We start from the raw sequence: 20,565 nt of genomic DNA, 5'->3' as shown, positions 1-20,565 counted from the left end.
GCACACGGCTACATCGCCGCGAACGCCCGTTCGATATCGGCGATCAAATCCTGCGGATCTTCCAGCCCCACGTTCAGGCGCACCAGCTGGCCCGGCAGTTGCCAGCCCTTGCGCATGGCGGCGATACGGTACGGCATCACCAGGCTGTTCGCGCCGCCCCAGCTGTAGCCGATCTTGAACAGCTGCAAGGCATCGACGAAACGGTCCGTCTGCGCCTCCGTGTAGCGGGCATCGAACAGCACGGAAAACAGGCCGCCCGCGCCCGTAAAGTCGCGCTGCCAGATGGCGTGGCCAGGGCAATCCTCGAACGCCGGATGCAGCACCGTGGCGATCTCGCTGCGCCCCTTGAGCCAGGCGGCCACCGTGCGCGCGCCCGCATCGTGGGCGTCGAAACGCAGCTTCATGGTGGGCAAGCCGCGCAGCACCAGATAGGCGTCGTCCGCCCCCACGCCCATGCCCAGACGCATGTGCGCCTGCGCCAAGCGTTCGTGCAGCGCCCTGTCGCGGGTAATCAAGGCGCCCATCAGCACGTCCGAGCCGCCCGACTGGTATTTCGTCAGCGCCTGCATGATGATGTCCACGCCCAGGTCGAAGCCGCGCAGGGCCAGGCCCGCCGACCAGGTGTTGTCCAGGGCCACCAGCACACCGCGCGCATGGGCGGCCGCGCAGATGGCGGGCAAGTCCGGCACCTCCATCGTCACGGAACCGGGCGCTTCCGTCCAGATCAGTTTGGTGTTTGGCTGGATCAGGGCGGCGATGCCGGCCCCGATCAGCGGGTCGTAATAGCGGGCCGTGATGCCGAAATCCTGCGCCAGCCAGCGTCCCAGTTCGCGGTTCGGGTTGTATATATTTTCCGGCAATAAAACGTCATCGCCCGTTTTCAACAGGGCAAAGTCCGCCATGGCGATGGCCGCCAGGCCGGACGGCGCCAACAGGCAATGCTTGCCCCCTTCGATCTCGGCCAGCCGCGCTTCCAGGGTGAACGTGGTGGGCGTGCCGTGCAAGCCGTAGGTATAGGCGTTCTTCTCTTTCCAGTCGCCCGAGCGCATGGCCGCCACGTCCTTGAACAGCACGGTGGACGCATGGTGGATGGCGTTCGGAAACGCGGCGAAGCCTTGCGGCGCCTGGTAATCGCTGTGGATCAGCGCGGTTTGCGGAGATTTGGTCTGGGTCATGGCGTCGGGAAATAAAAAAAGGCGGATCAGCAATTGCCGATCCGCCTTGATTGTAAGGGCTTTACGCCCTGCACGCCGTACGACTGTTACACCTGCTTACTCGGCGGCGCCCCACAGGTCGTGCGCATCGGCCGAGGTAATTGTCACGTCGACGAACTGGCCCACGGCCAGCTTGCGGTGCGGCTCGAATGGCGGCTTCACATACACGACGCCATCGATTTCCGGCGCATCGGCGGACGAGCGGCCCACGCCGCCGGAGCGGGTGACTTCATCGATCAGCACGCGCACGGTCTTGCCGACCTTGGCTTGCAGGCGTTTCTTGGAAATTTCTTCCTGCAGCAGCATGACGCGGCCGCGGCGCTCTTCGCGCAACTCTTCCGGCACGGGGTTGGCAATTTCGTTGGCCGTCGCGCCTTCGACAGGCGAATAGGCGAAGCAGCCGAGACGGTCGATCTGCGCTTCCTTGAGGAAGTCCAGCAGGTATTCGAATTCCGCTTCCGTTTCGCCCGGGAAACCGGCGATGAAGGTCGAGCGGATGGTCAGGTCCGGATTGATGGCGCGCCAGGCCTGGATGCGGTCGAGGTTTTTCTCGCCGCTGGCCGGACGCTTCATGCGCTTCAAAACGTCAGGATGCGCGTGCTGCATCGGAATGTCGAGGTATGGCAGGATGTGGCCGCCGCTCATCATCGGGATGATCTGGTCCACGTGCGGGTATGGATACACGTAGTGCAAGCGCACCCAGGCGCCGTAGGACTTGGCCAGCTCGCCCAGCGCTTCCGTCAGCTGCGTCATGTGGGTTTTCACGGGACGGCCATTCCAGAAGCCGGAACGGAATTTCACGTCCACGCCATACGCCGAGGTGTCTTGCGAAATGACCAGCAATTCCTTGACGCCGGCCTTGAACAGGTTTTCCGCTTCGATCATCAGTTCGCCAATCGGGCGCGAAACGAGGTCGCCGCGCATGGACGGGATAATGCAGAAGCTGCAGCGGTGGTTGCAGCCTTCGGAAATTTTCAGGTAGGCATAGTGCTTCGGCGTCAGCTTGACGCCTTGCGGCGGCACCAGGTCGAGGAACGGTGCATGCGGTTTCGGCAGGTGCAAGTGGACGGAATCCATCACTTCGGCCAGCGCGTGCGGGCCCGTGACGGACAACACTTTCGGGTGCACCTTCATGATGATGTCGTCGCCAGCAGCATCTTTCTTGGCGCCCAGGCAACCGGTGACGATGACCTTGCCGTTTTCAGCCAGCGCTTCGCCGATGGCGTCGAGCGACTCTTGCACGGCAGCATCGATAAAACCGCAGGTATTGACGATCACCAGATCGGCGCCAGCGTAGGATTTCGCCGTTTCGTAGCCTTCGGCGCGCAGTTGGGTCAGGATTTGTTCGGAGTCGACCAGCGCTTTTGGGCAGCCGAGCGAGACAAAGCCCACTTTCGGCGCCGCACCTGGCATGGCCAGCATGGCCTCGGGCTGGGCGGAAGGAACGGGAATACGGTGAATTTCAGACATAGTTGGCAGCTAGTAAAATGGTGAGGCGAATCGGCTATTGTACCCCGAGCCGCCCTTAGCTGGCAGAACTATGCTGTTTTGATGACGCCGATACAACTCCCGGGCGATCAAATCGCCCGGTGAGCCTCTGGCATTGATTACTTTTTGTCGGTTGGAGGAACCGGCGGAACGAACGGGAACGTGCCGAACAGATTCTTGCTCTGGCTCTGCATCTGTTCCTGCATCTGCACGAACAGGCTCTTGCTCTGGTCGATGTAGTTGTTCATCATGCCTTGCATCATCGGGCCCTGGACATTCATGAACTGGGTCCACATTTCCGGGCTAAATGGCTTGCCTTCGAAGCTGCCGGCCGACGTGCCCGTGAATTTGTGCTGGATATCGGTGAACGCTTGCACGTTCTTTTCCAGGTAGGATCCCATCATGCCCTGCATGGCGTGGCCATAGTAGCGGATGATCTGCGACAACACGCTGCTCGAGAACATCGGTGCGCCGTTCGCCTCCTCTTCCAAAATGATTTGCAGCAAGATGCTGCGCGTCAAATCTTCATTGGATTTGGCATCAACGACGGTAAACACCTCATTGTCCAACACCAGTTGCTTGACGTCCGTCAAGGTGATGTAGGAACTGGTTTGCGTGTCATACAGACGGCGGTTAGGATATTTTTTAATCAGGCGGTCTATACTTTTTTTTGCACTACTCATCACAAGTTCCACTTATTGCGCCGCAGCGCATACTGAGTTAATCCGAAAAAAAAGCGAACGTGGGTCCGCTTTCGCACCTGCCTACGTTTTCCATTATAGAGTGGAAAACGGCTCCATTGCACATCAGGGTAGTAGATTCCCACATTTATTGCAACGCAACTAAAAGTAGATTCCTGACAAGACCGGAGATTACGCCGCTCTTGTCAGGCGAGAAGCTTTTGTAAACTAGTCTGCCCTGACTTTAACATACCGCCCTGGCGCCGGCTCGATTGCCGCGTGGCGTTTGTTGCCAGGCTTGCTTGGCGCCTTCACTTGGGCGCCGCCGTGTTCGGCCAGGAAGGCAGCCCATTCGGGCCACCAGCTGCCCACGTGTTCCGTCGCGCCTTCCATCCATTGCTCGGCAGTCAAAGGCTTGGCTTTCGCCGTGCGTGGCTGGTCATTGCTCCAGTAACTGCGCTTTTTCTTTGAGGCAGGATTGATCACGCCGGCGATATGGCCCGAAGCACCGAGGATAAAACGGTTGGCTTTCGGCTTTTTCGGGTTCAGCAGGGCAGTGCTGGCGTAGGCCGCGCCCCAGGGCACGATATGATCTTCGCGCGAACCGTAGATGAAAGCGGGCGCGTCAATGCTGCTCAGGTCGACCTTTTCCCCGGCCACCGTCAGCTTGCCCGGCACTTTCAGGCTGTTTTCCAGGTAAGTGTTGCGCAGATACCAGCAGAACATGGGGCCTGGCAAGCCCGTGCCGTCGCCATTCCAGTACAGCAAGTCGAACGCGGGCGGCTCCTTGCCCTTCAGGTAATTCGACTGCACATAGTTCCACACGAGATCGTTCGGCCGCAAGCTCGAGAAAGTGCTGCCCAGGTCGCGGCCCGACATCAGCCCCCCCTTGGCCAGAGACTGCTCGCGCAGCGCCACTTGTGGCTCGTCGATAAAGACGTTGAGCGCGCCCGTGTCGCAGAAATCGAGGAAAGTAGTCAACAAGGTCAGGCTGGCGGCCGGATTCTCGCCGCGTGCCTTGAGCACGGCCAGCGCCGTCGAGACGATGGTGCCGCCCACGCAAAAGCCGAACATATTGAGCTTGTCCTGGCCGGAAATTTCCTGCGTGACCTTGATGGCTTCGATCACGCCCTGCTCGACGTAATCGTCCCACGTCAGGTGCTGCATGCTCATGTCCGGATTGCGCCAGGACATCAGGAATACGGTATTGCCCTGCTCCACCGCGTAGCGCACGAGCGAGTTTTCTGGCTGCAAGTCAAGGATATAGAATTTATTGATGCACGGAGGCACCATCAACAGCGGACGCTGGTGTACCGTGGCCGTCATCGGCGTGTACTGGATCAGCTGGAACAAGGCGTTTTCAAACACCACCGTGCCCGGCGTGGTAGCCACGTTGCGGCCCACTTCGAAGGCCGATTCATCGGACTGCGAAATGCGTCCCTTCTGCATGTCGGCCAGCATATTGCTCAAGCCCTTGGTTAGGCTTTCGCCCTTGGTCTCGATCAGGGTTTGCTGGGCATCGGGATTGGTGGCAAGAAAATTGGCGGGCGACATGGCGTCGACGATTTGCTGCACGGCAAACGCAATCTTTTGCTTCTGGTGCGGCGTCGCTTCCACGGCGTTGGCCATGGCGCTGAGAAACTCCGCGTTCAGCAGGTAGGCCGCCGCATTGAAGGCCGACAGGGGGCTGGCGTGCCAGGCGGGCGCGGCGAAGCGGCGGTCTTTCAGCTCCGGCGCCTTGCCGGCCATGAAGTCTGCCCACAAGCCCGTCAGCTTGGCCACGTAGGCATTCTTCAGTTGCTCGATCGCCTCCGGCTTGATGCTGGCGCCCGCATCCTGCAAAATGCCGGCAATCGGATTGCCCTGGGGCTGCGGTACCATGTTGAACCATGTCTTCCACTGTTCAGGATTGCTGATCTGCGCCATCCATTCCTTGGTCATCATTTGAGGATCGGGCATATTCATAGGTATATGTAAGTCCATTCAAGAATTAATAAATAATTACTTCCGGGCCACCTGCATGCAAACTCTTACTGATTGCCACTACTTATGATGCTCATGACCGCTGTCGCCTGGATCTATGTCGTCGGCCTCATGGCGCTGACGGAACCGTCCATCGTCGCCGGGGTGATGACCTTCTTGCTGTACTGCGTCATTCCCCTGTCCATCCTATTCTATCTGACGGGCTCGCGGCGACGCAAACGCAAGGCCGTGCGCATCGCGGAACAGAACGCGCGCGCCCAAGCCTCAGCAGACGATAAAACAAAAACGGCAGACACATAAGTGTCTGCCGTGCAGATTATTTGCGCCAGATCAAGCTGGCCTGTCTTCCCGTGACGCCATCGCGCCGGTACGAGTAAAACTGCGCCGCATCGCTGACGGTGCAATATTCCCCGCCCGCCACTTGCGCCACGCCATCGCGCAGCAGCATGGTACGCGCCAGCGCATAGATGTCGGCCAGGTACTTGCCCGGCTTGCCATCGATAGCGGCGAAGGCCGCGCTCAACACTTGCCGCTCGGCATCGTCGCGCGCACCGTCGCGTAACGCTTGCAGCACATCCTGCCCCACTTCGAATTGCTGCGGACCTATGGCAGGCCCCAGCCAGGCGAGGATATCCGTCGCGCCCTGCGCCCGCATGGCTGCAACCGTGCGCTGCAAGACGCCGTTGGCCAGGCCGCGCCAGCCCGCGTGGGCCGCACCAACGACCAGGCCATCCGTCGAACAGAACAGTACCGGCAGGCAATCGGCCGTCATCACCACGCACACGGCGCCCGCCTGCGTGGCGATGCTGGCGTCGGCATCGGGTACACAACCGCCCAGGCTGACCGCATCCACCACAACCACGCCATGCACCTGCGACAGCCAGGCCGGCTCGGCAGGCAAGACGGCCGCCAGCCGCGCGCGGTTGGCGGCCACGTGCGCGGGGTCGTCGCCCACGTGCGTGCCCAGGTTCAAGCCACCGCCACCCTGCCCGTCACCATACGGCCCCTGGCTTACGCCGCCTGCGCGCACGGTTGCCAGCGCGCCCACGTTTGCAGGCAAGCCGGGCCAATCGGGTATAAGGCAAGGCAACGGCGACGTCATCAGACCTGTTCCGGCTCGGGAATGCCGGCGGTGGCGATCAATTGCGCGAAATCATCGGCCAGCGGCACGATCCATTCGCACGCTTCCAGGGTACCCGGATGCACGAGGCCCAGGCGGCGCGCCTGCAGCGCCTGGCGCGAGAAGACGGACACCAGGTGCTGCTTGCCGTACACGTAATCGCCGACCAGCGCGAACCCCAGATGCTGCATGTGCACGCGGATCTGGTGCGTGCGGCCTGTTTCCAGGCGGCATTGCATCAGGCTCACGGGACGGCGGTCGAGTTCGCCGCTGCCGATCAATTCATAGTGCGTGATCGCGGGCTTGGCCGTGAAATTCTCCGAGACGGCCATCTTGACCCGGTCGCGCGGGTGGCGCGCGATCGATGCATCGATGGTGCCCGCCATTTTCGGCGTGCCCCACACGAGCGCGAAATACTCGCGCTTGACGGTGCGCGCCTGCAACTGGCGCACGAGGTCCGTTTGCGAAGCGAGTGTCTTGCCGACGACCATCAGGCCGCTCGTATCCTTGTCCAGCCGGTGCACGATGCCCGCGCGCGGCACGCCCGCCAGCTGCGGACAGTGGTGCAGCAAGCCGTTGAGCAAGGTGCCCGACCAGTTGCCTGGGCCCGGATGCACGACCAGTCCGGCCGGTTTGTTGATGACGATGATATGCTCATCTTCGTGCACGATGTTCAATTCCATCGCTTCCGGCTTAAAAGCCTCGTCTTCCGGCGCGCTTTGCGGCAGAATGACGATCTTCTCGTCGCCATAGGCGGTCATGTTGCGTTTGGCAACTTTTCCATCGACGGTCACGAAACCGGCTTCCAGCCACAATTGCAGGCGGCTGCGCGAGTATTGCGGCACCAGCTTGGAGATGACTTTATCGAGGCGGTGGCCGCAGGCGTCCGGCGTCAGTTCCAATGTAATCGGGGCCATTTCCTCGAAGACGTCGTCGGCGGCAAAATCGCCGTCAAACGCCTCTTCGGCAGCATGGTCAGAAAGGGAGTCAAACGCGGGGTCAGCCAAATTAGGCTTCGGAGTTAATATCACAGCATTCCCATCGGCTATAATCAGCCTATTGTAAAATCTTGGTTAAAACCTTCTTGCAAAACGTCATGCAAAAAAAATTATCGTTGGTAGTCGCTTCAGTCGTTCTGCTCGGCATGTCCGCTTGCAGCTTGTTGCCTGAAAAAGTGGATGAGACCAAAAACTGGTCCGTTACGAAATTATACTCGGAGGCGCGTGAAGAAATGACCGGGCAGCACTATGAAGCTGCAATCGGTCTGTTCCAGAAGCTGGAGGCTAACTATCCTTTTGGCAACTATGCTCTGCAAGCGCAGATGGAGATCGCTTACGCGTATTATAAGTCGGGAGACCAGGCGCAGGCACTGGCTGCCGTCGAACGCTTCATCAAGTTGCATCCGAACCACGCCAATGTGGACTATATGTACTACTTGCGGGGCCTGATCAGCTTTAACGACCAGATCAGCTTCCTGAACTTCCTGTACGAACAAGATCCGACCGAGCGCGATCCGAAAGCCACGCGCGAAGCGTTTGCGGCCTTCAAGCAACTGGTCGACAAGTTCCCAAATAGTAAATATGCGCCCGATTCGCTGGCCCGCATGAACTATTTGATCGATGCCATGGCGAAATACGAAGTGCACGTGGCGCGCTATTACTACCGCCGCGGCGCCTACCTGGCCGCTGCCAACCGCGCGCAAACGACGGTGAGCGACTTTGCCGCCTCGCCGGCCATCGAAGAAGCGCTGTTCATCATGTACCGCTCGTACGACAAGCTGGGCTTGACCGACCTGCGCGACGATGCCTTGCGCGTGCTGACCAAGAACTACCCGAACACGGCATTCCTCAGCCCGGAAGGGGTGAACAAGGAGCGCAAGTGGTGGAAATTCTGGCAGTAAGATAAGAAAAAACCGGGCTAGCCCGGTTTTTTTACTTATTCACCTACCTTGCGCCGGAACACCCAGCTAGTATCGTTCGATGCTTCCGGCACATACGCGTAACCGTCGACATCGAACTGCTTCAGCTGCTGCGGATCGCGGATATTGTTGACGGCCGCATAACGGGCCAGCATGCCGCGCGCGCGCTTGGCGTAGAACGAGATGATTTTATACTTGCCGTTCTTCCAATCCTCGAACACGGGCGCGATGACGGGCACGTCCAGCTGGCGCGGCTTAACGGATTTGAAATATTCTTCGGAAGCAAGATTGACCAGCACTTGCGCGCCCTGCTCCTTGGCCGTGCGGTTCAGGCCGTTGGTGATGGTGTCGCCCCAGAACGCATACAAATCCTTGCCGCGCGCGGTCGACAGCCGCGTGCCCATTTCCAGGCGGTGCGGATGGATCAGGTCCAGCGGGCGCAGCAAGCCATACAGGCCCGACAGGATGCGCACGCGCGACTGGGCATAGTCGAGCTGGGCCGGCTGCAGGCTGCGCGCCTCGAAACCGGCGTACACGTCGCCATTGAAGGCCATGATGGCCTGGCGCGCTTCCGTCAGCGTCGGTGTCCACGACGCATAGCGGGCCACGTTGAGGGCGGACAAGGCGTCGGAAATACCCATCAGGCTGCCCACTTCGGCGGGCGAAAACTGGCGCATGCGGTCGATGAGCTGGGCGGAATGGTCGAGAAAATCAGGGGTGCTGTGCAACGAGGTTGTTGGCGGCGTCTCCAGGTCGAGACTCTTGGCGGGCGAAAGCACGATCAACATAAATTATCACTACAGAATAGAATTGCCGACATGATACCTGCTCCACAAAAACTCGTCCTCGACACCAACGTTTGCCTCGACCTGTTCGTCTTCAACGACCCGCGCTGGGCGGGCCTGCTGGCGGCCATGGAAAGCGGCGCCGTGCACGCCATCACGCGCGAAGATTGCCGCGCGGAATATCTGGTCGTGCTGCACTACAAGCATCTGCCGCTCGATGAAGCCAGCCGGGCCGTTGCCGCCGCCCGCTTCGACGCCCACATCAGCGTCGTGGCGCCACCCGTCTCCGGCGTGCGCCTGCCCGTCTGCACGGACAAGGATGATCAGAAATTCCTCGAACTGGCGCGCGACGCCAACGCCGACATCCTCATCACCAAGGACAAGGCCCTGCTGAAACTGGCCCGCAAGACGGCCAAGGCCGGCATGTTCAAGATCATGGTGCCGGAAGGCTGGACCTTGCCAGGCTGAGCCTTTAAAGCCCCACACGCAACGTGGCGCGCTGCGCTAGAATGGGACACGATTCCACTTTCCGCACCGCGCCCCTACCGTTCATGAACAGCCCGTCCCTGCCCTACACGACTCCCGCCCTGACCACCCGCTTGCCTGCTGTCGGCACCACCGTGTTTACCCGCATGTCCAGCCTGGCGGCCCAGCATGGCGCCGTCAACCTGGGCCAGGGCTTTCCCGACTTCGATTGCGCGCCTGACCTGGTCGACCGCGTCAGCGACGCCATGCGCGCCGGCCACAACCAGTATCCGATGATGACGGGCGCCGCGCCTTTGCGCTGCGCCATTGCCGCGAAGATCGCCAGCTTGTACGGCCACAGCTATGATGCGGGCACGGAAATCACCGTCACGGCCGGCGCCACGCAGGCGCTGACCACGGCCATCCTGTGCTGCGTGCATCCGGGCGACGAAGTCATCGTCATCGAACCGGCCTACGACAGTTACCTGCCCGCCATCGCGCTGGCCGGCGGCGTGCCCGTGCTCGTCTCCATGGAGGTGGGGGAACAGGGCTACAGCGTGCCGTGGGACCAACTGGCCGCGGCCGTCAGCAACAAGACTCGCCTGATCATCATCAACACGCCGCACAACCCGACGGGCACGATCTTGCGCCCCGCCGATGTGGCCGCGCTGGCCGACATCGTGCGCGGCACGCAAATTTTGATCCTATCTGACGAAGTGTATGAGCACATGGTGTACGACGGCGTGCCGCACGCCTCGCTGAGCCGTAATCCGGAACTGGCGGCGCGCAGCTTCATCGTTTCCAGCTTCGGCAAGACGTATCACGTGACGGGCTGGAAGGTCGGCTACGTGGCAGCGCCAGCGGCGCTGACGGCGGAGTTTCGCAAAGTGCACCAGTACAACGTGTTTACCGTCAATACGCCGATGCAGCACGGCCTGGCCGGCTACATGGCCGACCCGCAGCCCTACCTGGACTTGCCCGCCTTTTACCAGCGCAAGCGCGACTTGTTCCGCGACGGCCTGGCAGGCAGCCGCTTTACCCTGCTGCCGGCCGACGGCACGTATTTCCAGTGCGTGCGCTACGATGCCATTTCGCAAGAGACCGAAGCGCAGTTCGCCGAATGGCTGACGACGGACATCAAGGTGGCGGCCATTCCCGTCTCCGCGTTTTACGCGCAGGCAAAAGAATCAGGCATCGTGCGCTTCTGCTTTGCCAAGAAGGACGAGACCTTGCGCCTGGCGCTCGAGCGCCTGCGCAGCATTTAAATCAAGCATGGCTCCGCCACGGCGAAGCAAAGGATGACAGCATGGTACAGCGTCGCATCGGCCCGGCCGACCTGGTTCCCGGCGAACCCCTGCCCTGGGATCTGTTTCTGGCTGACCATAGTGCCGGCCCGCAACTGCGCAAGGGCCAGATCATCACGGATGGCGCGCAGCTGGGGCGGCTGATGCAGCTGGGGCTGTATGTGGGCGCGCCGGAGCAGCCGTCCGTCTTGCGCCTGCTCAATGAGGCGGCGCAGCGCCTGGAACGGCTGCTGCTGGCCTTGCGCAGCGAAAACAATGCCGAGCGCGACGTGCGCGACATCGCCCGCGAACTGCTGCGTGCGCTCGAACACGATGCCGATATCGCCCTGGCCAGCATCTTGCTGAACCAGATCGCCGGCAGCTACGCCGTGCGCCACTGCATCGAAACGGCCTTGCTGGCCATGCTGGTGGGCCGCAGCATGCATAAATCCCACGATGAATTGCTGTTGATCGGCGCGGCCGCGCTGACGATGAACGTGGGCATGCTGCGCCACCACGACAGTTTCCAGGACCGGCGCGGCCCCCTGAATGACGAAGAAATGCGCATCGTGCGCCAGCATCCGCAGGAAAGCACGGAACTGTTGCGCTGCGCCGGGGTCGACGACGAGGAATGGCTCAGTTGCGTGCTCCTGCACCATGAAAACGACGACGGCAGCGGCTACCCGCAAGGGCGCACGGCCGATGAGATCCTGCAAAACGCCAAGCTGATCGGCCTGGCGGACCGCTATTGCGCCCGCGTCTCCGCGCGCAACTACCGCCGCTCCATCGTGCCCGACCAGGCGCTGCAGCACATCTTCCTCGACCAGGGCGTGCCCATCGATCCGCTGCTGGGAGAACAGTTCGTCAACCTGCTGGGCAAATATCCGCCCGGCACCCTGGTGCGCCTGCGCAGCGGCGAACTGGGGGTGGTCACGCAACGGGGCGCCGGCCACGTGCATCCACTCAGCGACCCGCTGGGCGCGCCGCTGGCCGCCGCAGAGCTATCGCAGATGACGCCCCGCGACACGGCAGACAGCCAGTTCGCCATCGTCTCGTCACTGCACGAAGACGATGCCGGCCTGCATTTCAGCATGCGCCATGTGTGGGGGGATGAGGCGCGGCTGTAGCCTGGCTGGGCAAGGCCGGTGCCAGAGCAAATGCCAGCTTACGGTTTCGGCGGACGGATGCCCGTGTACTGTGCGCTGACGAGCAGCCATTGCTTGTCAACCAGCCGGGCGACATACCCTGCGCGCATGGCGAAGGTACGGGCCGCTCCTTCCTGGTTGACGCGGTAGGACAACCGGGCCGAGATGAGCGCCGTATCGCCAAAGAGGCGCACCGCCGGCTCATCGACCTGGACTTGCGGACTCGGCCGCTTCTGCTCGGGCGCATAGAAGGACAGCATTTTTTCACGCCCGTCCACCTCGCCGACCGGCGATATTTCCACATAGTTCTCGGCCGTGACGGCTTTCAAGGTGGCTTGATCGAAGCTGCTCTGGGCCTGCGCATGGCGCTGCACCAGGACCAGCAGTTCCGCATCGGCGGGGGCCGCCTGCGCACCAGCCATCGCGCCCAAGGCGCCCAGCAGGCAGGTGGAAAGAAGATATGAAAGGGGTAATTTCATGCGTATTTCATCCTGATCGAGGTCATTGGGAAGCATCCGTTGATGACGGCGCTACCGTCAGCATCGAACACTCGCTTGCGGGCAGCCCATCATGAGGAAACCCAGCACATGCTATCGCCTTGCCGTTTTCTCGCCCATGCCATTGCGACAAACTGCTGGATCAGGGGATGGAAACGCCATTTCACCGGCTCGATTGGCCATGCCGGCGATTCGCGGCAAGCTGCCTTAGCGCCCACTCACAGGCGCATCCAGCAACTTTTGTTGCAGGTCAAGACTGAGCGCCCACTGCTGCTCGTCCATGGCTCGCCAGGCAAGGGCAATCCGTCAAGAAAAACATGCCCGCAGCCGCAACCTTCGGCACTGCTTATGTCAGGGGAAGCCTGCTATTTAACAAGATCGCTATTCATTACTATTTCTCTTATTTTTATTTCATAATAGTAATGCAATCCGCTATCTTCGCTAAACTGGTTTTTCAAAACCGGTTTCACTTCGAGGACTCCAAGTATGCCCGCAAGCCATGCGTCAGCACAAAGGGAAACACGCTCGCATGGTCTTCATCCTCGAACACGCGCAATCGCGTCTTCAGGCCCGGGTACTTGTGCGATTTCAGCTTGCCGTCGAACTCGCGCAAGTCGGCCAGCATGTCGGCCTCTTCCTCGGAGCGCGAACGCTTCTTGCCTGGCGCCAACTTTTCCAGGCCGCCGATGCCGAAGAACACGGACGCAGGCAAGTCCTTGTGGCTGGCGGCATACGCCTGCTCGCGGTCGAACATGACGCCGGCGTCGTACCACAGCGACGGACTGCCGAGAATGTAATGCTCGAAAGTGCGCGGTTCGGTCAGCAAAAATTGCAGGCCCAGCAGGCTGCCGTAGGAATGGCCGATAAACACCTTGCGCTGCATGTTGACGCGATAGTTACTGGCGATGAAGGGAAACACTCCGCCCGAAATGAACTGGCCATACGCCTTCGCTTCGCCGAAAGCCGGTTGCCGTCCCGGCATGTCCGAACGGTAGTCATGCTTGCGCGGCGTGGTCGGCGTGTAATCGCGGCGGCGGCTGTACACCCCGCCATCGCCGTTCGCGTACGACAGGCCGACCACGATCACTTCTTCCATTCCGGCATGCTTGTTCAGGCGCTGCGCGATATTGCGCACGATGGCAAACGAATAATTGGCGTCCACGACGAACAATACCGGATAGCGTTTTGTCCCCTGCCGATAGGAATCGGGCAAGGCGACATAGAGCTGGTAGTCGCGTTTCAGGGCTTGCGCACGAATGTCGCGCACTTCCGTATTTTCCAGCACGTAGCTGGCAGGCGGGCTGGCGGGCGCGGCCAGTGCATTGCTGGCCAGGGTGCTGCTGGCCAGGCAGCAAAGGACGATGAGCAGATTGAGAGGCTTCAAGCTGGTTTCTTTCATTGAGGTAAAGTTATTTCGCCGCAGCCGCCGTCAGCTGCACCAGCTTGCGCTCGACAAACGCCTGCAATTGCGGCGACAGCGTCTGCAAGCCCTTGGCCCGCTCGAACGCCTGGCGCGCCTGGGCCGGGTGGTTATCCGCTTGCAAGGCGATACCGAGACCCATCCACCAGACGCTGTTATCGGGCGCCGTCTGCAGGGCCAGCTGGTAGTGCTCGGACGCTTCGCGATAGCGCTGTTCGCGCTGCAGCACGCCGGCCAGGAAGGCGTGGTATTCACCATTGTCGGCAGCGTACGGCAGGCTGCGCGTGAGGGTATCGAGGGCGGCCGCGCCGCCGTTGGTTTTGTCCAGCTGCAGACGGGCCAGCATCATGGCTTGCGCCGGCTGTTTCGGGTCCAGCGCCAGGCTCAGCTGCAACTGGCGGGCAGCTTCGTCCGGGCGCTGCGCTTCGAGCAGCAATCGCACCAGCGTTTCGCGCGCGCCCTGGTGGCGCGGATCCAGTTGCAGGGTCTGCTGCAAGCCGGCCAGCGCCTCGAAGACGCGGCCATCCTGCAACTGGGCCAGCGCGCGCCGGTATTCATTTTCCACGCGCTGCTGCGCAGTGACTTGCTTGCCGTCGATAATGCGCTCGCTGGCGGCCGGCAATGCCATCTTCACGACGGGCGCGGCGGCAGGCTTGGTGGCCTTTTCCGTGATGCGGCGCAATTCGGCGGGCCGCGCCGTGGCTGGCGCGGGAGCAACTTCCTCGGCCTGGAACACGGGCTCGGGTTCCGCCGCCGCGACGGGCGCCGCCGGGGCGGCCACCACCGGCGCTGGTACAACGGCAGCAGGCGCGGGGACCGGGATCGGAACCGGTGTACTGGCCACATTGACCAGCATGGGCGGCACGGACGGGCGCTTCAGGTAGACCCAGCCCAGGGCGATGGCGGCGGCAGTCAGGCCGGCGGCGCAGCCAAAGACCAGCGCGCGCGAGACGCCCCGGCCCCGCTCGCGTTCGGGCACGGAGCGGATGCCGGCCGCGTCGCCGCGTCCATCGGGGGTGCCGCGCGCATCAAGGTCTTGCAACATCTTGTTAATCAGGCTCATCTACAGGCTCATCTTCGTCATCGGTTCAATAAAGTCCAGCTCACGGCACCGGCGGCGACCAGTACGCCGGCGCCGGCCAGCCATGGCCAAGGCCTCCGCCAGAAGCGCGGCTTGCTGGCCAGGGTATCGCTGGCGGCCAGCGCCACGTGGCGCCCGCTGACCTGCTGCCGCCCTTCCCCATACGCGACCATCAGCGCCTTGTGCGCCATGATGTTGATCAGGCGCGGTATGCCGCCGGAAGCCTGGTACAGCTTGCGCACGCCGCCACGACTGAACAGGCGCGCGCCGTCGAAGCCGGCCACGCGCAGGCGGTGCGCCACATAGAAATCCACGTCGTCGCGCGACAGCGGACCCAGGTGGTAGTGAAAGGTGATGCGCTGCGCCAGCTGGCGGATTTCCGGCAGGGCCAGCTTGACGTCGAGTTCCGGCTGGCCAAACAGCACGATTTGCAGCAGCTTGCGCTTTTCCGTTTCCAAATTCGTCAGCAGGCGCAGCGCTTCGAGGCTGTCGACGGGAATCGCCTGCGCTTCGTCCAGGCACAGCAGCACGCGCTTGCCCTGCGCCGCCAGGTTGAGCAGGCGCAAATTCAGGGACTTGAGCAACTGATGCTGATCCGCATCTTTCTCCAGCAGCACGTCAAGGTCGTCGGCCAGCGCCAGGATCAGCGAACGGGGCGGCAAGTTCGGATTCGGGATGTAGGCCGTGACGAAGTCCGGCCCCAAGGATTGCATGAACTTGCGGCACAAAAAGGTTTTACCAGTCCCCACTTCGCCAGTGATCTTGATGAAGCCCTCGCCATTGCGCGCCGCCACCAGCAAGGTGTTGAGCGCCTTTTGCGACTGCGGGCCGTTAAAGAAGAAACTGGTATCGGGCGTGAGGCCGAACGGCGCCTCGCGCAAGCCGAAATGGGTCTGGTACATTTAGCGCCGCTCCGACGGACGGCGCGGGTCGAGCGCCTCGATGCGCTTGCCCGAATCGAGCAAGTCCTCGTTCCAGCTATTGGCGCCATCGACGATGGTCGGCTTGATCAGCACCACCAGCTCGCGCTTCTGGATCACCTGCCCCGTGTTGCGGAACAACGCGCCCAGCACGGGAATATCGCCCGCGCCCGGCACTTGCGAGCGGTCCGCCGTGGTGGCTTGGCGCATCAGGCCGCCAATCGCGACGATGCGGCCATCCTGGCTGCGCACCATGCTGTCCATCTCGGACGTGCTGGAGGCGGCCAGCGGCAGTTTCAGCGAGCCGGCGCTGCCCAGGTCGATTTCCTTGCTGATGGTCGACACCTGGCTGACGGATGGGTGCACGTGGAGGATGATGTTGCCATCCGCATCGATCTGCGGCGTCACGTCCAGCACCACGCCGGAAAAGAACGGCTGCAGGGTCACGTTGGGGCTGGTCGTCGCACCGCTGGCCGTCGTGTTCGTTGTGGTCGACACGCCCGTCACGTAAAACTCGTCCGTGCCGATCTTCAGCACGGCCTTCTGGTTATTCATGGTGGCGATGCGCGGACTCGACAGCACGTGCACGGAACCTTGCGATTCCAGGAAGGAAATCATGGCGGCGAAATTGGCCGTCTGGAAAGCCAGGCCGAACATGGAACCGGCCGCGTTGGCCGCCGAACTGAGGCCAAAGCCGCTGCTGGCCGTCAAGCCATTGCCGGTGGTCATGTTGGGCGGCTGGCCGCCATTGAACGGCAGCGGCGCCAAGGTGCCGCCCGGCTGGATGAACCCGGTCGAGATACGGTTCGTGTGGCCGCTCTTGATCGAGGCGAACGAGGCCCAGTTGATGCCCGTCTGCGTGTTGTTGTTGAGCTCGACTTCGAGGATTTTCGCTTCCAGGATCACCTGGCGGTCAACGGACAGCTGCGTTGCCTTCAGATACATGTCGACATTGCGCAGCTCATCAGGCATGGCACGGATGACGATCACGCCCGACTGCGGGCTCAGTACCACTTGCCGCCCCCCTTCGGTGCTGCCGACGATGGCTTCCAGCGCCGCTCTCAATTCCGGCCAGAAATCTGCCGTGGACGAGGTGGTCAGGTTGCTGCTGTCCAGGGTACGGCCGCCCTGGCCATTATTGGTTTGCTGGTTCTGCTCATTATTCTGGTTGTTGCCCTGGTTGTTATTGCCGCTATTGCCGGAGCCGCCAGAATTGGTCGAGCCCACCGAACCCACGGACGTCGACGACACGCGCAGGTTGGAACTGCCGCGCCGCGCGCCCGTCAGGTAATTGACGTGGAACAAACGCGTCTGCATGGTCAGGGGCTTGATGTAGATCTGCGTGCCCTCGACCTTGTAATCGTAGCCATACAGTTCGCGCACGGCGTCGAGCGCCTGGAACAGGGTCACGTCCTTCAGGTTGGCGGAAATCGTGCCGCCGATGTCGGGATGGACCAGCATGTTGTAGCGCGTGCCGGCCACGATGGAGGTGAAGAACTGGCGCGCCGGCACATTGTTGAAAGCCACGTTGAAGCGCTCGTCGAGCGCGACGCGGGCCTTCGGCAATTGCTGGGCCAGGGCCGCCACGGGCGGCAGCAGCGCCGCTTCCACGGCGTCCGGCTGGGCCGCTGGCGCCGTGGTGGCCGCCGCGCCCTTGACGGCGTCGGTGATCGCATTGTAGGTGTCGCGCTTGACGGGCGCGACATTGCAGCCGCCCAGGCCCAGGCTGACGCTGATGACAGCCGCCATCGTACTGATCTTGAACATGCTCGCCTTGTGTTGATTGAGTTGCTTGGCCACTTCTTCTACTCCTGCTTGCGGCCGGTCTTGCGATCGGTCTCGTTGTCGGTCTTGTTATCGGTCTTGCTGTTCGGGTACAGCTTGAAGGTTTCCAGTGATTTGCCACGCCGCAACAGCACCGCCGTGTCGTGGATCTCCGTCACCACGGCGTCACCCACCTTGCTGCCGACCTTGACCGTCTGGCCATCGATGACGGCCAGGCGGCGACCGCCCGGCTGGGTGGAAATGAGCACCGATTGCAGCTGCGGCCGGGCCGCGACGACGGGCGCGGCGCTGGCGGGCGCCCACAGGGCCGCCGGCGGGCGCGTCGGATCGTCGAGCGTCTGTGCCTGCGCGCCCGGCCATGCCAGGCCCAGCATCAGCAAAGGCGCCAGCAGCGCGGGAGCAAAGGTCAGAGTGCGATCCATGTATCGTCCATGCTGAGGGTATGTAAGGTCAAGGTCAGGGTGGCGCCAGGGTAAGTGGCCGCGTCGAGGTGGGCGGCGCCCCAGAACACGCGCGTCGGCATCGCTTGCAGCGCCTGCATGTATTGCACCATGTCGGCATAGCTGCCTTGCAACACCACTTCCACGCCATGCTGATGCAGCAACGGCGCCGGGGCCGGCGCCTTGGCGGCATCCGCCTTGGCCGCCGCGTCGCCGTTTTCGGCATCGGCCTGGTGGGCGCCGACTGCGCTGCCGGGCAAGGTTTTCAGCGACACCACGCGCAGTCCCGCGTGCCGCCGCAGCAGGTGCTCGAGCAAGGTGACCATGCGCTCGGGCGCCACCAGGCCATGCTGCTTCTCGCGCAGCGCCCGCGCCAGGGACGCCGTTTCCGCCTGCAAGGCCACCAGGCGAGTGCGCGCTTCCCGGTCGGGATCGGTGGCATGGGCGAGCATGGTCAGCTCGATTTCCTTGTTCGTCGCGGTCAACAGGCTTTGCTTTTGCGCAATGCTCGCTTCCAGCGCGGCGCGTTTCGCCAGCAAGGGATTGAAGCTCATGAAATAGAACACGAACAGGACGGCGGCCGCAGCGGCGCCAAACACCATCAGCCGCTCGCGCAGGCTGAGGGCGTCGAAGGCGGTGGCCCATTTCTTCAGCAAGGGCAGCATCAGCGTGTTCCTCCCGCAACAGGTTTTGCCGGCGGGACAGCACGCTCCGCCGACTGCAGGCTGAACGCGACATAAGGCAGGCTGGCCGCCTTGCCTTCAACCACCGCCCCGGCCGGCTGCTCGGGCTGGCCGATGTCGAGGCTGGCAAAGCTCTTGCCTTTGAGTACTTCCTGCTGGCCCAGGCGCGTGATGTAGACGGGCAGCAGCGACGCATGCAAGGCGCGGCCCTGCAAGCCGAAGTCATTGCCGGCGCCGACGATATCCACGCCCGTCAGCCATACGCCGTCGACCCTGGCCTGCGCCAGCGCGCGGAAATAGCCGGCATAGCCGAGGGTATTGCCCAGCTTGCCACTGTCCAGCACGCTTGACGCGTTCTGCAGCAACTGGCGCTGCGCTTCGACGGCCTCCAGTTCCTGCGCCAGGGCCGGATCTTTCTTGCGTAGAGGATAATCGCGCAAAATCTGGTCGCGCTTCGCCTCGACTTGCGCCAGCGCCGCCTTGACGCCCGCTTCGCGCTGTTCCAGGCTGGCCATTGCCTGCTGGGCCAACACGCCCAGGGCCAGCAAGACCAGCGCCAGGCCGCCCAGGCCCAGGCTGGCCGTGCGCGCCGACATGTGGTGTTTTTTCAGTTCAAACTGGGGATTGAACAGGTTGATCTGCTGGCTCATGCGCCCTTCCCTTCGTGCTTGCCCGGGTGCAGGCCAACCTCGCGCAAGGCAGCGCCGATGGCCAGGAAGTAGCGCGCCTGCATGGCGGGGGCGCGCAACTCGGCAGCCTGAGAAAAGTCCAGCACCGTGGCCAGGTCCAGCTGCTCGACGGGCATGTAGAGATTGTCGGCCAGGTAAGCGTGCAAGCCGTCGCTGGCGCCCGTCATCAGCATCAACCGGGCCAGCGAAATGAAATGAAACTGGCGGTCGAAGTGATCGAACGAGCGCTGCAGTTCCAAGGTGACGCGGTCGTAGTACTGGCTGGCGTCGGGCGACTGCAATTGCGTCAGGGTCACGTCGATACGGCGAGCCTGATACAGCTCGCCATTGAAGCTCATGGTCAGCAAGCCGCCGTCGCCATCGAAAAACAGCACGGCGATGCCGCGTCCCGGCGTTTCCAGCAAGGTGGCGATATTACGCTGCGCCATCTCGGGGATATCGATCACGGACAGGCCGATCTTGCATTCGGCGTACAGCGCCTGGCGGCGCGACACGGCGCTGTTGCGCGCGGCAACGGCAAACACGCTGCTGCCCCGCTGGGTACCGTTCGGGTCGCCGGGAATGTCGAACACGTCGATGGTGGCGTCGGCCAGGGGAAAGTCCAGCATGTCCTTCAAACGCCAGCCCACGGCCGTCTTCAATTCCTCGCGCGGCACGGCCGGCGCTTCCAGCGACAGCAGCTGGTATTCGCCGCCGGCCAGCACGCTGGTGCAGTGGCGCGTGACCGCCTGCAACTCCTTGCCCAGTTTTTCCAGCACCTCGGCCGGCGCCGGCCGCGCGGCCGCCTGGTAGCTGGCACCCCGCACACGCGGCATGCCGCCGCCGGAACGCTCGACAACGACAGCGCTGACGCCTTCGCGGCCAAACGCCGTGGCCAGCCAGCCATCGTACTTCCTTGCTCTTGCGAATAAACCCATGCGAACTATCCAGTGTAAGTGCCTGCCCGATCTTGTCGCGCAGTGATGCATC

General features: G+C 62.4%; 22 protein-coding genes. 6 read left to right on the top strand and 16 right to left on the bottom strand.

The genetic code is table 11. The features are described 5' to 3' along the window. Positions 1–8: 8 nt before the first annotated feature. The 4 genes from GYK42_RS06750 to phaC all read right to left on the bottom strand — a co-directional run bounded on the left by GYK42_RS06750 (position 9) and on the right by phaC (position 5,326). Entirely contained in the window at positions 9–1,175 is a 1,167-nt protein-coding gene (locus GYK42_RS06750; RefSeq protein ID WP_166446845.1) for a cystathionine beta-lyase, read from the bottom strand. 96 nt (positions 1,176–1,271) lie between these two features. Next, the gene (rimO, locus tag GYK42_RS06745) at positions 1,272–2,627 is read right to left on the bottom strand and encodes a 30S ribosomal protein S12 methylthiotransferase RimO (protein ID WP_180979539.1); all 1,356 of its coding nucleotides are present in this window, start codon (positions 2,625–2,627) and stop codon (positions 1,272–1,274) included. Positions 2,628–2,821: 194 nt separating this feature from the next. Next, positions 2,822–3,385, bottom strand: a complete 564-nt coding sequence (phaR, locus tag GYK42_RS06740; RefSeq protein ID WP_010399000.1) for a polyhydroxyalkanoate synthesis repressor PhaR — start codon at positions 3,383–3,385, stop codon at positions 2,822–2,824. 225 nt (positions 3,386–3,610) lie between these two features. Continuing rightward, the gene (gene phaC / locus GYK42_RS06735; protein ID WP_240943488.1) at positions 3,611–5,326 is read right to left on the bottom strand and encodes a class I poly(R)-hydroxyalkanoic acid synthase; all 1,716 of its coding nucleotides are present in this window, start codon (positions 5,324–5,326) and stop codon (positions 3,611–3,613) included. Between the two features lie 114 nt (positions 5,327–5,440). Here phaC and GYK42_RS06730 point away from each other — a divergent pair, with 114 nt between their 5' ends. After that, entirely contained in the window at positions 5,441–5,665 is a 225-nt protein-coding gene (locus GYK42_RS06730; protein ID WP_240943487.1) for a hypothetical protein, read from the top strand. 16 nt (positions 5,666–5,681) lie between these two features. On the opposite strand, the gene pgeF is transcribed toward GYK42_RS06730, so the two are convergent. Both pgeF and GYK42_RS06720 read right to left on the bottom strand, forming a co-directional pair. Further along, entirely contained in the window at positions 5,682–6,467 is a 786-nt protein-coding gene (gene pgeF, locus GYK42_RS06725; protein ID WP_166446843.1) for a peptidoglycan editing factor PgeF, read from the bottom strand. After that, positions 6,467–7,492, bottom strand: a complete 1,026-nt coding sequence (locus tag GYK42_RS06720) for an RluA family pseudouridine synthase (protein ID WP_046683027.1) — start codon at positions 7,490–7,492, stop codon at positions 6,467–6,469. Before GYK42_RS06720 ends, pgeF begins: the two co-directional genes overlap by 1 nt. Before the next feature lie 89 nt (positions 7,493–7,581). On the opposite strand from GYK42_RS06720, the gene GYK42_RS06715 reads away from it, so the two are divergent. After that, a complete protein-coding gene (locus GYK42_RS06715; RefSeq protein ID WP_046683028.1) occupies positions 7,582–8,385 on the top strand; it encodes an outer membrane protein assembly factor BamD in 804 nt (267 codons plus the stop codon). Between the two features lie 35 nt (positions 8,386–8,420). On the opposite strand, the gene yaaA is transcribed toward GYK42_RS06715, so the two are convergent. Further along, on the bottom strand, positions 8,421–9,191 hold the full coding sequence (gene yaaA, locus GYK42_RS06710; RefSeq protein WP_166446842.1) for a peroxide stress protein YaaA: 771 nt from the start codon (positions 9,189–9,191) through the stop codon (positions 8,421–8,423). A gap of 30 nt (positions 9,192–9,221) precedes the next feature. Between yaaA and GYK42_RS06705 the strand changes: the two genes are divergently transcribed. The 3 genes from GYK42_RS06705 to GYK42_RS06695 all read left to right on the top strand — a co-directional run bounded on the left by GYK42_RS06705 (position 9,222) and on the right by GYK42_RS06695 (position 12,063). Beyond that, positions 9,222–9,656 carry a putative toxin-antitoxin system toxin component, PIN family gene (locus GYK42_RS06705; protein ID WP_166446841.1) on the top strand — a complete coding sequence of 145 codons (435 nt, stop codon included), beginning with the start codon at positions 9,222–9,224 and terminating at the stop codon, positions 9,654–9,656. An 83-nt stretch (positions 9,657–9,739) separates the two neighbouring features. Next, positions 9,740–10,918, top strand: coding sequence for a pyridoxal phosphate-dependent aminotransferase (locus GYK42_RS06700; protein WP_166446940.1), 1,179 nt, complete (start codon positions 9,740–9,742; stop codon positions 10,916–10,918). Between the two features lie 41 nt (positions 10,919–10,959). After that, a complete protein-coding gene (locus GYK42_RS06695; protein ID WP_166446840.1) occupies positions 10,960–12,063 on the top strand; it encodes an HD-GYP domain-containing protein in 1,104 nt (367 codons plus the stop codon). Positions 12,064–12,101: 38 nt separating this feature from the next. On the opposite strand, the gene GYK42_RS06690 is transcribed toward GYK42_RS06695, so the two are convergent. Then, entirely contained in the window at positions 12,102–12,560 is a 459-nt protein-coding gene (locus GYK42_RS06690; protein WP_166446839.1) for a nuclear transport factor 2 family protein, read from the bottom strand. Positions 12,561–12,668: 108 nt separating this feature from the next. Here GYK42_RS06690 and GYK42_RS06685 point away from each other — a divergent pair, with 108 nt between their 5' ends. After that, the gene (locus tag GYK42_RS06685; protein ID WP_166446838.1) at positions 12,669–12,995 is read left to right on the top strand and encodes a hypothetical protein; all 327 of its coding nucleotides are present in this window, start codon (positions 12,669–12,671) and stop codon (positions 12,993–12,995) included. Between the two features lie 49 nt (positions 12,996–13,044). On the opposite strand, the gene GYK42_RS06680 is transcribed toward GYK42_RS06685, so the two are convergent. From GYK42_RS06680 to GYK42_RS06645, 8 genes are read right to left on the bottom strand one after another with little or no spacing between them, the layout of a single operon-like run. Beyond that, the gene (locus GYK42_RS06680; protein ID WP_240943486.1) at positions 13,045–13,962 is read right to left on the bottom strand and encodes an alpha/beta hydrolase; all 918 of its coding nucleotides are present in this window, start codon (positions 13,960–13,962) and stop codon (positions 13,045–13,047) included. Positions 13,963–13,987: 25 nt separating this feature from the next. Further along, on the bottom strand, positions 13,988–15,061 hold the full coding sequence (locus GYK42_RS06675; RefSeq protein WP_166446836.1) for a tetratricopeptide repeat protein: 1,074 nt from the start codon (positions 15,059–15,061) through the stop codon (positions 13,988–13,990). 17 nt (positions 15,062–15,078) lie between these two features. Continuing rightward, on the bottom strand, positions 15,079–15,981 hold the full coding sequence (locus GYK42_RS06670) for an ExeA family protein (protein WP_166446835.1): 903 nt from the start codon (positions 15,979–15,981) through the stop codon (positions 15,079–15,081). Then, positions 15,982–17,766: a pilus (MSHA type) biogenesis protein MshL gene (gene mshL, locus GYK42_RS06665; protein WP_166446834.1), complete on the bottom strand. Its 1,785-nt coding sequence runs from the start codon at positions 17,764–17,766 to the stop codon at positions 15,982–15,984. It lies immediately after the preceding gene. A 38-nt stretch (positions 17,767–17,804) separates the two neighbouring features. Further along, positions 17,805–18,206 (bottom strand): MSHA biogenesis protein MshK, encoded by a 402-nt coding sequence (locus tag GYK42_RS06660; protein WP_166446833.1) that lies wholly within the window; start codon positions 18,204–18,206, stop codon positions 17,805–17,807. Next, positions 18,191–18,889: a type II secretion system protein GspM gene (gene gspM / locus GYK42_RS06655; RefSeq protein ID WP_166446832.1), complete on the bottom strand. Its 699-nt coding sequence runs from the start codon at positions 18,887–18,889 to the stop codon at positions 18,191–18,193. Before gspM ends, GYK42_RS06660 begins: the two co-directional genes overlap by 16 nt. Further along, a complete protein-coding gene (locus GYK42_RS06650; protein WP_166446831.1) occupies positions 18,889–19,557 on the bottom strand; it encodes a PilN domain-containing protein in 669 nt (222 codons plus the stop codon). The genes gspM and GYK42_RS06650 overlap by 1 nt, the downstream gene beginning before the upstream one ends. Then, a complete protein-coding gene (locus tag GYK42_RS06645) occupies positions 19,554–20,513 on the bottom strand; it encodes an agglutinin biogenesis protein MshI (RefSeq protein WP_166446830.1) in 960 nt (319 codons plus the stop codon). The genes GYK42_RS06650 and GYK42_RS06645 overlap by 4 nt, the downstream gene beginning before the upstream one ends. Between the last annotated feature and the right edge of the window lie 52 nt (positions 20,514–20,565).

The sequence above is a fragment of the Janthinobacterium lividum genome, assembly GCF_011601275.1.
GTDB lineage: Bacteria > Pseudomonadota > Gammaproteobacteria > Burkholderiales > Burkholderiaceae_D > Janthinobacterium > Janthinobacterium lividum_E.
Note: the sequence above shows the minus strand (reverse complement) of the source record. Positions and strands in the feature narration are given on the sequence as shown.